Here is a 15,491-nt window from a genome sequence, read left to right on the forward strand (position 1 = left end):
GTTGAGTCTGCAATTAAACAAATTGGCTTAAGGATTAAAATTTCTGGCGCACAGTGGAATATTGAAAGTGTTAATCACATCCTCTCTGTTCGTTGTGCTTATCTTAATGGTTTACTTGCTGTCTGATTAGGTGTTTCTTCCAAAAGTGGATGTTCCCGTTGAGTTATTTACTTCTGAATTCTTCAATCTTCAAGAAACCGCCCCAAGCTGCTGATATTTATCCATCGTAGCTTCAGGCGGTTTCTGCTTTGAGTTAATTAAAAAGTTCAGAATTGTTAATGACTAATTAAGGTAATTACAGTCACTTCTGGCGGACAAAATAGGCGTCCTGGTTTATAAGTTCCTAAACCACGATTGACATATAGTTGATTTTCTTCTACTTGGTGAAACCCTTGTGCCCACTCCCAATATCGCACCACTTTAGAACAGTCTCCCAGGAAAAATGTTACCCAACGCCGTAATTTTTTGGGAATTTGTTTGAGTAGTTTTTTATAATAGAGTACTAAAGGCCCAATGCCCGGAATTACGATGTGACCACCGTGGGTATGACCGGATAGTTGCAAATCTACGCGCCATTGTTGCAATATCTTGGCTGTATCTGGGTTATGGGATAAAACAATGCGGGGTGTAACGGAGTCTAGTTGATTCATGACTGGTGCGGGGTGAAATTCCCGTGACCAATAATCAGCTAGTCCTACCAATGGTAATTCTTTTCCTAATGGATAGGCGATTTCATTCCAAAGCACATGCACCCCAATGCTAGTTAAGGCCTGTGTAACTTCTGCTTTTGAGTGGCTGTAATAGATATCGTGATTACCAAGTACGGCATAGATACCACAGCGACTTTGCAGATGTTTGAGTCGAAGCACCAATTGGTGAATTGGCATCGGATCGTCAGTTACGTAGTCACCAGTTAATAAAATTAAATCTGGTTCAGCTTCGTTAGTAACTGCGATCGCTTTTTCTAACATATCTTCCGACAGTCGTAAACCATCGTAGTGAAAATCTGACAACTGCACTAACGTTGTACCTTGTAAAGATGCTGGAAGTTCCGCAATCTTAACCGTGATTTTATCTACTCTTAAATGTCCCGTAAACAACCAATGCATAAGGCAACCGATACTCCTCATACCAGCGCTTACAGCTTACCAAAAATCAAAATGCAACTTGAGAAACTACAAGAATTTATGTCACATATTCCAGATACGATTAACTAATTGATTTATTTGAAATCGCTGAATTTAGTTCTGGGGTTTTCCTCGTACCTCCGGCCTATCTCATTCACCTTGTAGGGTGATTATAGTAACTTCTGGGCGGCAAAATAAGCGTCCTGGGAGGTAAGTTCCCAAACCACGATTGACGTATAGCTGATTTTTTCCTAGCCGATGGAAACCCTGTGCCCATTCCCAATGCCTGACTACAGAAACATTTTCTTCTAAAAAGGGGATTCGACGCCGCACTTTTTTGGGTAATCTTTCTGCAAGCTTCTCGTAAATATGCATTGCAGGGCCAATTCCGGGAATCACAATTTGACCACCGTGAGTATGACCAGATAATTGTAAATCAACTCGCCATGCTTGTAATATCTCCGCAGTATCTGGATTGTGGGATAAAACTATGCAAGGTGTGTTGGGGTTTAGCTGGTTCATAACTGGTGCAGGGTGGAATTCCCGTGACCAACTATCTGCTAGTCCAACAAGTGGCAATTCTTTTCCTAGTGGATAGGCAATTTCGTTCCAAAGGACGTGAATTCCAATGCCAGTAAGAGCATCTGTAACTTCTGCTTTTGCGTGTTTGTAATGTATATCGTGATTGCCAAGAACAGCATAGATACCACTGCGACTTTGCAGATGTTTGAGTCGAAGTACCAGTTGATGAATTGGCGTCGGATCGTCAGTTACGTAGTCACCAGTTAATAGAATTAAATCTGGTTCAGCTTCGTTAGTAACTGCGATCGCTTTTTCTAACATATTTTCCGACAGCCGCAAACCATCGTAGTGAAAATCTGACAACTGCACCAGCTTCTTACCTTGTAACGATGCGGGCAAGCCTGCAATGTTAACCGTCAATTTCTCTATACTCAACGGCCCAGATAACAACCAATGCATAAGACGTTCAATATACTTTAATCATAGCGCTTACAGCTTAACGAAACATTGTCGCTTTGTGTGTAGCGACTAGTGCAACTTCTTGAAAATTTCATGAAAACTCTAGATTTTAGTGTATTTATACTTACCTAAGTTCAATGCAGCTTTGTTATTGACTTACATCATAAAACTTTGCCGCATAAGAAAGCGCTAGGCTATATTCAGCTAGTTTAATATCGTATCACGCTGCCCTTGTAGGGGATGTAGTCAATGCAACTTGCACCAACTGAAGAACAGATGTGGGAAGCATCAGCCTTCCAGAATCGCATCCAAATGTCTGATAGTGAAATTAACAACAAGTATGAGTCTGGTGAGCAAAGAATACTCACTGAAATGAACCGTGAAAAACTTCCGAGTTTTGTCGATGCACTAAAGAAGCCTGGGTATATGGATGTACGCCCTTTTTACCAAAGAAGGGATCGGTGGGATGAAAAGATGCAATCACGACTTATCGAGTCGTTTTTGATCAACATTCCTGTTCCTCCAATTGTTCTTTACGAGAAGGAGTTTAACTTTTATGAGGTAATGGATGGTCAACAGAGAATTACCGCCCTTCGGGATTTTTATGAAAATCGTCTCATATTAACTGGATTAGAACTTTGGCCAGAACTCAATATGTGATTTTGTCGAAACTTTGTGTCAAGCACTTGCTGAGTTGGTCACTTATAAGGTTATTGAGCGCAAGAAATCAATAGGTCAAGCTAAGGAGGTTGGTAGAATTACTGAGTGGTATAAGAAGCATGAAGCTGGGGTAGCAAAGGTTGAGGAAACGATTTTATCAATCGGAAGTAGTCTTTTCCTAGTTAATGAAGGGTCATCTTGCTGCTATTTGGCTAGTATTGAGAGCATTAAGATTAATGACATATCGGTTAATGAGGTGCAAACAAGTAGGGGAATGGAAGTTGGGTTGAAATTTGATGTAGATGCTAAAAAAGGGTTTCGCTTGTATCAATTACACATTTAAAAGCGGATGAATTAAATTCTTTCCGCTTTAATCTCAAGGAATTGAGTCTGGATAAATTATTCTGCCAACACTGCTACTCAAACTTCCTTGGCTCATAATACATACAAAAATCCCTTCTAACGTGACGGTATACAGAGGGAGAAGGGTAAAATATTTTGTTGCGTTAGACGGAACCTCATAACGCTCTACACATCATCTTGGTCTCTCCATACATTATCTTGGTCTGTCGCGGTGCGTTACGCTATCGCTAACACACCCTACGATTAATGGATATTTTTTTAATTAGAAGTTCCTTAACAGCGATCGCACGATATTAGATTACACCAATTATTATTTTGTTTATCAATAATCAAAAAGATAGTGCCACCCTAATGACAGGCTAGCACTACTTTTTTGATTTAATTCACAATATTTAAATGAATTTTTTAAATTCCCCTCATTGATTGTACGCAACTTGCTTTTATACAGCACCGCGACGGGTTACTAAGTTCCATAGGAAAACTGCAACAATTGCACCAAGAACTGCTAGCGCAATACCAGGAATACTAAGAGTAGGAGCTGCTAATGTTAACGTTCCTGTACTGAAAAATACGCCTAAGCTACCGCCAACAAAAGCACCGATGATTCCTAACAAGATTGTTCCCAGAATTCCGCCACCTTGATGACCAGGGTAGATAGCTTTTGCGATCGCACCAGCAATTAGACCTAAAACAATCCAAGCAAGAATATTCATTGTTATTAGTTTGGTAAACGTTTTTGACTTACAAATACATATTAACTATGTTCATATTTGGCTCCATCTTCCATCAGAATTAACTATTAATATCCATAAGGAATAGTTTTATTGCTACGAGGTTAAAAAAAAGCTCCTAGCAGGTCTTTAACTAGGGGCTTATCAAACTATTGCTTGGTAATTGCAGTATATGCATTTTAGTTAGCTCTCTCCTCTACTAGAAGAATTAAGCTGAGTTTTCAACGACTGTCTCTAAAGTAATGTAAAGGAAGCAAAATCAGGCAATGTCTACGACAGGCGTAGTCGTAGCAACTTTATTACTACCATTCCTCACTTGGGCATCGCCAGGATACCTGCCATAAGGGACTTCCAATTAAAAAAATGTCCCATCGTTGTGTAAGCAGGGGGAGCAGGGGAGGAAGAATCCGATCATCGTCTTGGCTCTAAAAATGGGATAATTTAATTTCTGGAAATCCATAATTGCATTTCTTCTCTACCAGACGCTAAACGTAGCAAGATCCCTGTAAGGGTACATTTCTAGCTTTTAATTTTTAATTGCTTATCCCAATTACTGTCAATAACTCGATGGCTGAGAAATGGGAACAGTCTGTGATAAGACCAATGCATACTTAGAAAAATCAGACTCACCAAGGTTAGCAACATAACTCCCAGAATCGTTCCATATGCCTTAGTGCGCCACCAAAATCCATTTGCATTTAGTCGCATAAGCTTCCACAGGTTACTTATATTCACGCTTTTGGAATTGTGAATGGTAATTGCTAAGGATGCTGCTGTGTTTTGTCGCACAATTGTCATTTTAATTACTCCTTTATACTTAAAGGCTGAGGTATTTAGTTCTAAACTACGGTAAGTCGATAGGTTTAACGATATTTGTATTTAATATCTCATAACTTGATACAAGAAGCAAGTTTTAAGGTTATTGGGCATTGGGTATTAGGTACTGGGTATTAGTATTGGAAATTAGGTATTTATCTAGAGTGAAAACTATTCTCTAGTTCTCAGTCCCTAGTCCCCAATCCCCAATCCCTAGTCAAAATGCCTAATCAAATTTGGTTATCACAGTTGGAAAAACATCGAGCGATCGCAGTCATCCGCGCCCCTAAAATGGAAGTGGGACAGCAAATGGCAATGGCTGTAGCATCTGGGGGAATGCAGTTGATTGAGATTACCTGGAATAGCGATCGCGCCGCGGAATTAATTAGTCAACTACGCTCAAAATTACCAGCCTGTACCATTGGCACTGGTACGCTATTCAATGTGCAACAGTTACAAGAAGCGATCGCATCTGGGGCACAATTCCTCTTCACACCCCATGTTGATTCGGAAATGATTCAAGCAGCACAAGAAAAAAATGTGCCTATTATACCAGGAGCGCTGACTCCTACAGAAATTGTTACCGCCTGGAGTCAGGGTGCTAGTTGTGTAAAAGTATTTCCCGTGCAAGCAGTGGGAGGGGTTGATTATATCAAAAGTTTGCAAGGGCCACTAGGTCAGATTCCCTTAATTCCTACTGGCGGCGTCACACTAGAAAATGCTAAAGAATTTTTGCAAGCCGGAGCGATCGCTGTAGGTTTGAGCGGTGAATTATTTCCCAAAAAGCTTGTCACAGATGGAAATTGGGAGGCGATCGCAACTCAGGCAAGAAAGCTGATGCGACAGTTAGGTTAACTTAGAACAAATCATCAAAAATTCACGTCTATTAAAGTAATAGATAGGGAAATAAAGGTGAAAACTGATAAGTTTCTCAAGACCCCATGATTTGAGTGTGAGTGTATCTAAAATGAAAAAACTAATTTATTCTGACTGGGTGCGTCGCTTACAAATACTACTCACTGGTACAGCACTGTCCTTAAGTGTTTTTACTACTACTGGAACGAGTGAAGTTTGGGCGAATTCCAAAGATCAAGTGATTGCCCAAAAAATCCAGACATTACAAAAATCGGATAAGCGCTGGATTCAAATTGATCTTTCAAAACAACGGTTAATAGCTTGGGAAGGTGACAGAGTGGTTTATGGAAGTGCTATTTCCTCTGGCAAAAAAGCCACTCCCACTCTTGTTGGTACTTTTAATATTCAATCCAAATTCAAAACTACGCGGATGCGGGGAGAAAACTACAATGTTCCCAACGTTCCTCATGCGATGTTTTACCAAGGTAATTACGGTATTCACGGTGCTTACTGGCATAAAAGGTTTGGCACTCCAGTCAGCCACGGCTGTGTGAATCTCGCACCTAAACATGCAAAATGGCTATTCGAGTGGGCATCAGTAGGGACACCAGTAGTCATCCAGAAATAGTAGGTGAAGCAACCAAAAGGCAATTTAAGCAAAATCATAAATAACAACAAATCAAGACAATTAAGTGATTCCCAGCATAAAATCTTGCTGGGAATCTTCGGAGTCGGAATTACTGAACATGAAATAAAATATAGAAGAGGGCATTTAACGATTTGCCCAAAAATATCAGTGTAAATCCTGGCAATTTCTGTGTGAAATTACAAATGCAAATATGAATTTGGGGGAAGTTTGCATTTAGGCATTTAAATGACAGATTTTTTGTAAAGGTTGTCCTTTGTAATTAGTCATTAGTCATTAGTTAAGACTCATCATTTAACCAAAGGCAAAGGGCAAAATTGCGATATTAGCGGATGAATTGCGTAAATCCTCTACAGGAAGTGAGTAGTCTATTTGGAAATTAGTAGTTTTCCAGAAAATTACTTCACTTCATAATTTTTGCGTAGTTTAGAAGGTGAGGCATAATGCAATCCTGGATTCGCAGTGGTAGAATTCGTTCTTCAGGAACTTTTTGTACAGGCGTGGCGCTGATGGTGGTGACTTTATTTTCTTGGTCATCACCGTTAACAGGTACACCCAACTCGACTACAGCAACAGCCACGTCAGTTGATGAAAACGGCATCACTGGATCTTATATCAGGCAAACATCCCAACCTCGCTGGATTGAAATTGACTTGTCAGAACAACGTTTACGTGCATGGGAAGGTAATAAACTTGTTCATTCATACCGAATTTCCGGTGGTAAGCGATCGACCCCCACACCCATAGGTAGATTTCGGATTAATTCCAAGTATCGCACTCACCGGATGCGAGGTAGGGGCTACAATATTCCTGATGTTCCTTACACAATGTATTTCTACAGAGGCTATGCCATCCACGGTGCTTACTGGCATAACCGTTTTGGGACTCCAGTTAGTCACGGTTGCGTAAATTTACCTGTTAAGCAAGCTCGCAATCTTTACAACTGGGCTTCAACAGGAACTTTAGTAGTGGTGCGGAAATAATTCCTAATACTCGCCTCCGGCGAGAAGCAAACTACGTAATTCGTAATTAAGAGTTTCAATAACGAATTATCGCGATGATGAATTGATCGTTGCTGCAATTCTTACGTTGATGTATGGACAGGTGCGTTATACTCCGTGAACGCACCTGTCCATATATACTGCTAAACTAAAAACACATCTTCGAGGGATTCAGGAGCTATGAGCGCCACAACTACCCAAACTCTCACCCTGGAAGAGTTTCTGAAGCTCCCAGAAACAAAGCCTGCAAGTGAATATATTAACGGTGAGATTATTCAAAAGCCAATGCCGAAAGGGAGACACAGCCGCTTACAAGGTAAACTCTGTGCTGTTGTCAATGAAGTCACGGAGAATCAGAAGATTGCCTATGCATTTCCCGAATTACAGTGTACTTTTGGGGAGCGCTCAATTGTACCTGATGTAGCTGTATTTCACTGGGAACACATACCGTTCACCATTGATAATGAAGTACCTGATAATTTTGAACTTCCACCAGACTGGACGATTGAGATTCTTTCGCCAGAACAAAAACCCAACAAAGTAATTGGGAACATTCTTCACTGTCTGAAGTATGGCAGCCGCCTGGGATGGTTTCTTGACCCTGATGACCTCAGTATTTTGGTATTTGTACCGGAGCAACAGCCAGTGTTACTCCAGGGAGAAGATTTTTTGCCTGTATTACCAGAAATTCAACTTGCACTAACCGTCAATCAAGTTTTTGGTTGGTTAAAGATGGGCAAATAGAAATAACTCGGCTGGAATGAGAAGAAAGGAGTATAGGCATAGCCTGTCATAGATATCGCTCTCTGGCGAAAACGAAATTATAGACATAAATCATGTCTATAATAGACGTGATTATCAATAAAAGAAGCAGGACAATGAATTGGAGAATTGCAGAAGCGAAACAGAGGTTCTCCGAACTAATTCATGCTGTAACTAAAGAACCGCAACTCATCTACAACCGAAATGAACTAGTAGCTGTTGTTGTTGAAGCTGAGATGTTTGAGGAATTCTTGACGTGGCGCAAGCAGCGTGAACAGTTTTCTTTAGCTGATGCCTTCAAAGAACTACCTCAGATAGCTGCTGAAGAAGATTATATCCTCGAAGTACCCTCCCGCCAAGACCGTCCTAGCCTTTTCACTGATGCCATTGATGACTTTTCTCTGTGAGACTAACATTCTCAGCGAATTAGTAAGACTTCAACCTAACTCTGGTGTACTGAAATGGGCAGAAAGAGTTTCCTCAATAGTTCTGAGTGCAATTACCGTTGAAGAAATATTTTATGGACTGACATCCAAGCCCAACTCTAGAATTCAAATATGGTTCGAGAGCTTTTTGGAAAATAACTGCCAAGTATTGCCCATCACCATTGAAATTGCCAAGCGCTCTGGTGAATTGCGAGGTCAACTAAGATTAAGTGGGAAAACACACACCCAAGCAGATATGATGATTGCTGCTACTGCTCAAATTCATCAATTGACCTTAGTAACGCGCAACATCCGGGATTTCGACGGTTGCGGTATCCCACTTTTAAATCCTTTTAGTTAATTAACTCAACTGTGCCACAAGTTGATTTTCCAACAGCGTATCATTCGTTAACAAGTCTTCAACTGTGATTCGCAAAAAGCGTTGCTCATCAACTTGAAAGAAAATTTTGATGCGATCGCTTCCGGGATATCCTGTTGGTGTCAGTTGGGCAATTGTCCTCGCGCCTTCTTGATCGTTGAGGGGTTTGACGTTGGTTTCATTACTGTCCAGACGGCGAGTAATCAAGCGATCGCCATCAAAATAAACTTCAGTACTACCTGTATCTGCTCCCAATTCTCCCATAATTAATTCAATGCTGGGCTGATTTTCTACAGAAGCGCCTAAGACCAATTCCACTGGTTGACTCATCGGGTATGCTTGTCCAGCCTTAATTAGAGAATGCCATTTGTGACGTTGATTGCGACGATCCCAGTAGCGGATACCATAACTATGGTAGAGAAAGTCTTTGATTTGTATCCCTTGAGCTAGCTGTAATGCACCTTGAGCGATCGCTTCAAAGGGACGTTCGCAACGGATTTTTGCTGGCTCAAAATACTGTTTGATCCATGTCTGCACTGCCGGCAATTGCACCGTCCCACCAACTAACAAAACTGCATTAATATCTGGAAGTTCTATCCCTTGGCGTCTTGCTTGCTGCAACAGTGTCGTCATCGACTCATCTAGTAACTCAAAAAATGCATGTTCTTTGAGGATATTTTCAAAAGTGTCGCGGTTTAGTTCCAGTTCATAGCTTTCAAATGTCTCATCATCAAAATAAACTTCACTAGCTTGGTTTTGGGTTGATAGTTGAATTTTCACCCGTTCTGCCAATCGTGTTGTTAAGGGACTTACCGCCAGTTCTTGAGTTTTGGCAAAGTAATCTACTAACCAATTATCAATATCAGTACCACCCAAATTTTGCCCAGCTTTCGCCAGGACACGGGCAGTTTTGACTTTTTGTTTTGAATCTTCAGCCAGGGACTTATTACCCCACTTGAGGATAAATCCGAGTGGTTTTGTGGTTGCTTGCACGCCTCGATCTAACCGGACAAGGGACAAATCCAAAGTCCCGCCGCCAAAGTCAATCACCAAGAGAATTTCTTGATCTGCCAAGCCATAACCCAAGGCGGCAGCTGTGGGTTCATCCAGCATCCGCACCTGTTCAACGGGAAGGGCTTGACAAACTTTCCCCAACCAGTGGCGGTAAGCTTCAAAACTGTCTACGGGTACGGTTAACACTAAAGAATCTAAACCACCTTGCAGGGGTGCTAGTTCTTCAATCACCTGGGTGAGGAACCATTGTCCTACTTGCTCAAAGGTGACAATTTGCCCATCTAGTTCGGGTAAGAAACCTTGAATATCTGCACCAATACCCCGCTTAAAGCTGCGGAAAAATCGCGTTTCGCCTTTGAGGTCAAGACCGCGATCGCGTACTTGTTGCCCTACTAAGACTTTATTTTGGGTTGCGTCTTCAACATAAACCAAGCTGGGAATCAGTGGCGGATTGAGACTTTGTTTAATTGATAAACCTGGTAGAGTCAGGGTTTCTGGCTGCTGGGTTACAGGGTTCCAACGAGCAATGACTGTGTTGCTAGTACCAAAATCGATTGCGATCGCCATATTTTATATTTATTCTCTCGCACGAAGATGCCAAAGCTGCTTTATTTGTGATTATTCTCTATAAGCTACCAAGAAAGCAAATGCACCCATAGGCTTACTTCTTTGCATCCCAACCCAGATATCGATTCAGTCTGTTGCAGCTAAGTGTTAGCTGCAACGGATAGCACAGTTAGACAATGATCCTGGGTTTTGACGTGTCCAGGAGTTGCAATTAGCTCATTGTTTTTCAGCCGAACTCGGTCATGCCAGTAATCAAACAATGCCTTGCTATCGTCCATGTATTATGCGATCGCTTGTAAATATTCTCCACGATGACGAATACTGATTATCTGGGAATTTACTCTAGTAATTTAGATACACAATCATTTAGCGGGGTAATCTAACTATTTCTTCATCACTTATAGCAAGATCGCCTTGAATTATTCTCTTTTCTTTTTGGGCTTCTTCTATTTCAGTAGCTAAATAAATTGAGATTAAACTTACTACAGATAAGAAATGATCTCTAGTAGATGCTGGTTGACCTGTATGATCAATCACATTTCTAAATAATTTAAAGTTTTTACATTTGTCAGCTATGCTTTGGTTACTAAAATCTATAGCTTGTAACTCATGGGCACAATCATTTCTAATATCTCTAATAATAGTGATATCGTCGAATAATGCTGAACCAATAAGCCCAAGACAGTAAGCCATGCTTATCTTTGAGCTAAAACTGCCTAATGGCTGATTAAAATCAAATAATCTTTCTACTTTTCTCTTATCATCAACCAGAAAATTCATAAGAAGTTGTTCAAGTTGAATTTCTAAAAATACTGCACCCACAATTACACAAGCTCTATCATTACTCTTATTAAGCTCTGCTATCCAAGTGTATGGATCTTGTAGTTGATCTCTTTTCTTTTGAGAGTCTTTCTTGGACATAGTTAAAGACTAGCTTGTGGTAAATAAGTCTTATTATACACTGTTGCTTTTTGCTTGTGATTCCTTACTGGTAAAGCCTAAATGATATTTTTTGCTGTGTGATAATTCCCTTTTTGCCACATTTAGCTTATAAGTCCCTGTAAATGCTTGATAAATGGCATTAACGCAGTGCGCTCGCTTTTCTAGCAAATTTCTCTTTTAGTCTAACTGTTTAAATTGGAGAGGTGAAAATTAATATAATTAATCTGGAATCAATTGTTTAGAAATATGATACGGCAAATTTTTTAATTTGTATACTTCATAAATAGTAATTTTAACTTTCTCACCAAGTAAAAAATTTTGTTCTTGACATGAATCATTAATTAATTTAATAGAGTTACTATTTAAACTATTTAAGTCATTTTCCCGAATAATACCTTTATTATGTTCTAGTAAATTCCTAAGAATAATAGCTACAGTTATATTTTGATGATGAGCAGCATCTATTTTTTGTCCAAGATAATTTTCAATTTTCTTCGTTTTTTTGATATTCTTAATATCAAATTCAAACTCTTTACAAATTAATTTTATAATTTCCTCTTTACCTTTTGATTTGATTATTAGTTTTTCTATTTCAGGATAATTTTGACTACCTGCAAGACTTTCTTTTACAAGTTGCTCTACTATTTGATTAAGGAACTTATACCAAAGCTGAATAAGGCGCTCAAAAATTAATTCTGGAATAGCTAATTTATGATTTAAATAAATTTCACCCATTTTTGAATATTTTAAGTCGTTGATACTTGCTAAACTCAATCCTAAGCTAGTTTTAATAGGAACACGAAAACTATAAACCGGATTGATATCAAGGTTTTCAAATACTGTATCACTACCGAGTGAAGCTAAAGCTACAAGAGTATGTGCGATATCAAACCATTGTGTTAAATCATCTCGAAAATTATTACGAATTGTTTGTAATTCAGTAAAATCACACATAATATAGAAACTTAAACTAAAAAAACAACTCACTTATAATCAGCCCTTACTAGCCTGATGTCCCGAAATTCAAATGATCTAGCCACCGCCACATGCAAAGCCAGCCACAGTCTAAGTAGTCATTGAGGATTCACGCTAGGAAAAAAAGTAAGAAAGGCTGTCTGTAAGCACTCATAAAACTCTCTCAGCCAGAGTTTTAGTAAAATAATGCTGTGCAGTTTCCTTGCTCAGTCGATTCATGGAGGACTAAAGCTTGTGGAAGTGCAAGTTCGATTTTTTCCTGAAGTTATGGAATTTATTCAGGAGGGGGAGAAGCGACATACTAAGCAAGATATCAAACTAGGGCCTAAGGGAAAAAATGGCAAACCTGCTTACGTAGATTATATTGTTAAACTTCCTGAGGGATCGCTGGAGGAGTTTTGTCGCTGGGTGTATCGCTTCATGGGTAATGCTCAGTTTATCTCTCCTCAATATCTAGCTGAACAACACCATAAATTTGGTCGTGCATTAATAGATCGCTATTCTTCTAAAGCCACATAAATTAGAATAATTGACTCACATGACTTTAATGCTGGGCAAAAGTCAAAGTGAAGGCACTGGCTAATTAGTACAGAAACCTAATCTAACCCGGAGTTCCGGGTTAGTAGTAGTTCATACTCAATCTTCATTCCGTAACTGCCAGACTGCACCGAAAGCGGCCCCAGCGCCAGCTAACAATCCAGTACTCATTCCTTGGATAGTTTTTTGGAATGGATCTTGAGTTAGGCACTCATTTGTAACCTTACTGTCTTCCAGGCAGAGACTACTTTCTGCCCAACCAGCAGTACCTCCTAAAATTACACCAGTGATACTACAAGAAACAATTAGCAGCAAAAGACGTTGTGTTTTTCTAGCCATAGATGGATGTTTTACTCAATTTTGTATTTTAGACTTTAAATTGGGTCGGTATGTAAATACACTTGCTTTAGATAAAAAATTTTAGATTTTTCCATACTTGAGCCACTGTTTAATTGGGCTGCTTCAGCAAAATTCCAAATCTAAAATTCTGTCAAAGGTTGGAAATTGTAGTTGACTCTCAACTACTTTACACATCCGAGCAGCAAATGTCAGCTGGTTTATGGCTGGCGAGGCAAACTCATGGGCTTCGCCGTACTGGTTTGTCTTTAAAATTATGGGTAAACAATTTTGTAGTAAGGACTTTGGTCTTTATTTTCTTAGCACTAAAATCCTGACTACAAAGCCTCAAAACTAGTTTCACAAATTAGTATTCGGTAAGTTTTGCCTAATACGCTTGGGTTAAGGGTTATTGGTGTAGGTAATTGGTCTTTCAAGACGCGATAAATCGCGTCTCTACAATCTGTGCTTTGGGTTTATCTGAACTGTATTGAGTTTTTGCCCATTGATGCTCAAAAAAATATCTACTCAATCTTCAAGTTGAAAGGCAAGCGGGCATAAACCCCTTGTGGATCGTTCATCCTTTGCAGAATCTCTACTTCCTGTTGCAATTTCTGAAATTCAGCGGTGAGGGGATTGGATTGTTTGAGTTGCGTACCCTCAATTCCAAAAGCAGTCCGCGCCTCTTCTGTTGCACGCCCAAAAAAGCGTTCTCCAAAGCTGCTAGTGCGAGGATATTCTTGCACTTCCCAGTCTTCTCCTAATTTTGCCTGCTTAACAGCATAGGCGATCGCAGTATTCAAACCACCAATTTCATCCACCAAACCAATTTCCTTGGCCGCCACACCCGACCAAACCCTTCCTTGAGCAATTTCTGCCACTTTTTGCTCTGGGAGTTTCCGACCTTGAGAAACTTTATTCAAAAACATATTATAAATGCGGTTAACACTGCGCTGATAAATTTCTAACTCTTGAGGCGATTTCGGACGCGAAACTGTTTGACTATCAGCATAGGTTCCGGTTTTCACCGAATCCCAGGTAATGCCATTATCATTAGCCAGCTTTTGCCCATTAAATAGCACCCCAAACACCCCTATTGAGCCTGTAATCGTATTTGGTTCGGCAAAAATGCGGTTAGAGTCGCTAGCAATCCAATAACCACCAGAGGCGGCGACATCACCCATTGACACTACAACTGGTTTTACCTCACGAGTTAATTTCACTTCTCGCTGCATGACTTCAGATGCGGTAGCGCTACCACCAGGACTATTAATTCGTAATACAACAGCCTTCACATCTTTATCTTGTCGCAGTCTGTTGAAGATTTTCGCAAAGCGATCGCCTCCTACTTGCCCATCTTCTCCTTTACCATCGACAATCTCGCCCTCAGCATAAACAACGGCAATTTGATTTTTGGAGCTACGTTCTACACCCAAAGATTTGCCGGAAACTTGGGCGTAGCTATTCAGGCTAATTTGTCGGAATGTTTTGTCGTCTTTATCGCTATCTGTCAACTTTTTCAGGTCAGTCACCACTTGATCGGGGTATTGGACTCGATCGACTAAACCGCTGGTTTTAGCTTGTGCAGCTTCCAGTAGCGCCTGATTATCTGCGATCGCTTGCAACTGGTTAGGTTCAATTTTCCGACTTGCGCCTACAGCAGTGCGCCACTCTCCCCAAACATCATCCAACAATTTCTGAGTTTGTTCGCGGTTTTCTGGACTCAACTTTGTGAGGATAAACGGTTCAACAGCTCCCTTAAATTTACCCACCCGCACGACTTGAACACCAATGCCATATTTCTGCAATGCTCCCGCTAAGAACATCGGCTGTGAACTCAAACCGTTGACTTCCATCATTCCCAGAGGATTAAGTACAATGGAATCTGCCACTGAACTAACGTAATATTCCTTTTCACTCCAATCACTGCCATAGGCGACAATCTTTTTCCCAGCAGCGCGAAACTCCTCCAGCGCTTTCCGGATTTCTTTAAGGGAGGCATAGCCGACGTTACTAGCTTGGCTTGTCTTTGTTGCATCTAGGTAGATCCCGACAATTCGCGGATCGCGTCGGGCCTTTTCCAAAGTTTCCACAACTTTGCGGAGTGATATCCTTTCGTCATCCACACCTGATATTGTGTTTTGAAACAGTTCGCCGGAACTAGGTTCGCCATCAGTAATTTTCATTGACAAGTCAAAAACCAGCACTGACTTATCTTTCACGTTTGGCCCAGTATCTTTAGAGGAGCTAGCAGCCAATATCAGCAAGAACAGTCCAGTGGTTCCTAAACCACCGAAAATAATTAGTCCTAGTAAAGTGCCAACTAAACTAGCAAAAGTTTGTTTGATAAAATTACGCATTAGTTATTAATTAT

The 15,491-nt window shown here is 40.3% G+C and carries 18 protein-coding genes and 1 pseudogene; 10 read left to right on the forward strand and 9 right to left on the reverse strand.

Going from position 1 to position 15,491, the window contains the following annotated elements; all coding sequences use genetic code 11:
- Positions 1-126 (forward strand): annotated as a pseudogene (locus RM347_RS27790) (ISKra4 family transposase); the annotation flags it as partial.
- A gap of 149 nt (positions 127-275) precedes the next feature.
- On the opposite strand, the gene RM347_RS27795 reads toward RM347_RS27790, so the two are convergent.
- Both RM347_RS27795 and RM347_RS27800 read right to left on the reverse strand, forming a co-directional pair.
- Complete coding sequence (locus RM347_RS27795; RefSeq protein ID WP_322721378.1) at positions 276-1,109, reverse strand: metallophosphoesterase; 834 nt, start codon at positions 1,107-1,109, stop codon at positions 276-278.
- A gap of 168 nt (positions 1,110-1,277) precedes the next feature.
- Entirely contained in the window at positions 1,278-2,108 is an 831-nt protein-coding gene (locus RM347_RS27800; protein ID WP_322721379.1) for a metallophosphoesterase, read from the reverse strand.
- Between the two features lie 249 nt (positions 2,109-2,357).
- Between RM347_RS27800 and RM347_RS27805 the strand changes: the two genes are divergently transcribed.
- Both RM347_RS27805 and RM347_RS27810 read left to right on the forward strand, forming a co-directional pair.
- On the forward strand, positions 2,358-2,768 hold the full coding sequence (locus RM347_RS27805) for a DUF262 domain-containing protein (RefSeq protein ID WP_322721380.1): 411 nt from the start codon (positions 2,358-2,360) through the stop codon (positions 2,766-2,768).
- A 13-nt stretch (positions 2,769-2,781) separates the two neighbouring features.
- Entirely contained in the window at positions 2,782-3,111 is a 330-nt protein-coding gene (locus RM347_RS27810; protein WP_322721381.1) for a hypothetical protein, read from the forward strand.
- Between the two features lie 460 nt (positions 3,112-3,571).
- On the opposite strand, the gene RM347_RS27815 is transcribed toward RM347_RS27810, so the two are convergent.
- Positions 3,572-3,844 carry a GlsB/YeaQ/YmgE family stress response membrane protein gene (locus RM347_RS27815; RefSeq protein WP_322721383.1) on the reverse strand — a complete coding sequence of 91 codons (273 nt, stop codon included), beginning with the start codon at positions 3,842-3,844 and terminating at the stop codon, positions 3,572-3,574.
- 537 nt (positions 3,845-4,381) lie between these two features.
- Entirely contained in the window at positions 4,382-4,660 is a 279-nt protein-coding gene (locus RM347_RS27820) for a hypothetical protein (protein ID WP_334771045.1), read from the reverse strand.
- A 240-nt stretch (positions 4,661-4,900) separates the two neighbouring features.
- Between RM347_RS27820 and RM347_RS27825 the strand changes: the two genes are divergently transcribed.
- From RM347_RS27825 to RM347_RS27850, 6 genes are all read left to right on the forward strand, one after another.
- Complete coding sequence (locus RM347_RS27825) at positions 4,901-5,533, forward strand: bifunctional 4-hydroxy-2-oxoglutarate aldolase/2-dehydro-3-deoxy-phosphogluconate aldolase (protein ID WP_322721385.1); 633 nt, start codon at positions 4,901-4,903, stop codon at positions 5,531-5,533.
- 112 nt (positions 5,534-5,645) lie between these two features.
- Complete coding sequence (locus RM347_RS27830) at positions 5,646-6,161, forward strand: L,D-transpeptidase (protein ID WP_322721387.1); 516 nt, start codon at positions 5,646-5,648, stop codon at positions 6,159-6,161.
- Positions 6,162-6,622: 461 nt separating this feature from the next.
- Positions 6,623-7,162: a L,D-transpeptidase gene (locus tag RM347_RS27835; protein WP_322721388.1), complete on the forward strand. Its 540-nt coding sequence runs from the start codon at positions 6,623-6,625 to the stop codon at positions 7,160-7,162.
- Positions 7,163-7,360: 198 nt separating this feature from the next.
- Positions 7,361-7,924 (forward strand): Uma2 family endonuclease, encoded by a 564-nt coding sequence (locus tag RM347_RS27840; protein WP_322721389.1) that lies wholly within the window; start codon positions 7,361-7,363, stop codon positions 7,922-7,924.
- A gap of 134 nt (positions 7,925-8,058) precedes the next feature.
- Complete coding sequence (locus RM347_RS27845) at positions 8,059-8,349, forward strand: type II toxin-antitoxin system prevent-host-death family antitoxin (RefSeq protein WP_322721390.1); 291 nt, start codon at positions 8,059-8,061, stop codon at positions 8,347-8,349.
- Complete coding sequence (locus RM347_RS27850) at positions 8,333-8,728, forward strand: type II toxin-antitoxin system VapC family toxin (RefSeq protein ID WP_322721391.1); 396 nt, start codon at positions 8,333-8,335, stop codon at positions 8,726-8,728. The genes RM347_RS27845 and RM347_RS27850 overlap by 17 nt, the downstream gene beginning before the upstream one ends.
- Here RM347_RS27850 and RM347_RS27855 read toward each other — a convergent pair whose 3' ends face one another.
- The 3 genes from RM347_RS27855 to RM347_RS27865 form a co-directional block, all read right to left on the reverse strand.
- Positions 8,729-10,327, reverse strand: a complete 1,599-nt coding sequence (locus RM347_RS27855; RefSeq protein ID WP_322721393.1) for an Hsp70 family protein — start codon at positions 10,325-10,327, stop codon at positions 8,729-8,731.
- A gap of 366 nt (positions 10,328-10,693) precedes the next feature.
- Positions 10,694-11,248 (reverse strand): MltR family transcriptional regulator, encoded by a 555-nt coding sequence (locus RM347_RS27860; protein WP_322721395.1) that lies wholly within the window; start codon positions 11,246-11,248, stop codon positions 10,694-10,696.
- Positions 11,249-11,488: 240 nt separating this feature from the next.
- Positions 11,489-12,223 (reverse strand): hypothetical protein, encoded by a 735-nt coding sequence (locus RM347_RS27865; RefSeq protein ID WP_322721396.1) that lies wholly within the window; start codon positions 12,221-12,223, stop codon positions 11,489-11,491.
- 207 nt (positions 12,224-12,430) lie between these two features.
- Here RM347_RS27865 and RM347_RS27870 point away from each other — a divergent pair, with 207 nt between their 5' ends.
- Positions 12,431-12,763, forward strand: a complete 333-nt coding sequence (locus RM347_RS27870; protein ID WP_322721397.1) for a WYL domain-containing protein — start codon at positions 12,431-12,433, stop codon at positions 12,761-12,763.
- A gap of 117 nt (positions 12,764-12,880) precedes the next feature.
- Here RM347_RS27870 and RM347_RS27875 read toward each other — a convergent pair whose 3' ends face one another.
- On the reverse strand, positions 12,881-13,120 hold the full coding sequence (locus tag RM347_RS27875) for a hypothetical protein (protein WP_322721398.1): 240 nt from the start codon (positions 13,118-13,120) through the stop codon (positions 12,881-12,883).
- A gap of 521 nt (positions 13,121-13,641) precedes the next feature.
- On the reverse strand, positions 13,642-15,477 hold the full coding sequence (sppA, locus tag RM347_RS27880) for a signal peptide peptidase SppA (RefSeq protein WP_322721399.1): 1,836 nt from the start codon (positions 15,475-15,477) through the stop codon (positions 13,642-13,644).
- Positions 15,478-15,491: the final 14 nt, after the last annotated feature.

Origin of the sequence: Nostoc sp. ChiQUE02, from assembly GCF_034531305.2 — a bacterium.
Taxonomy (GTDB): domain Bacteria; phylum Cyanobacteriota; class Cyanobacteriia; order Cyanobacteriales; family Nostocaceae; genus Nostoc.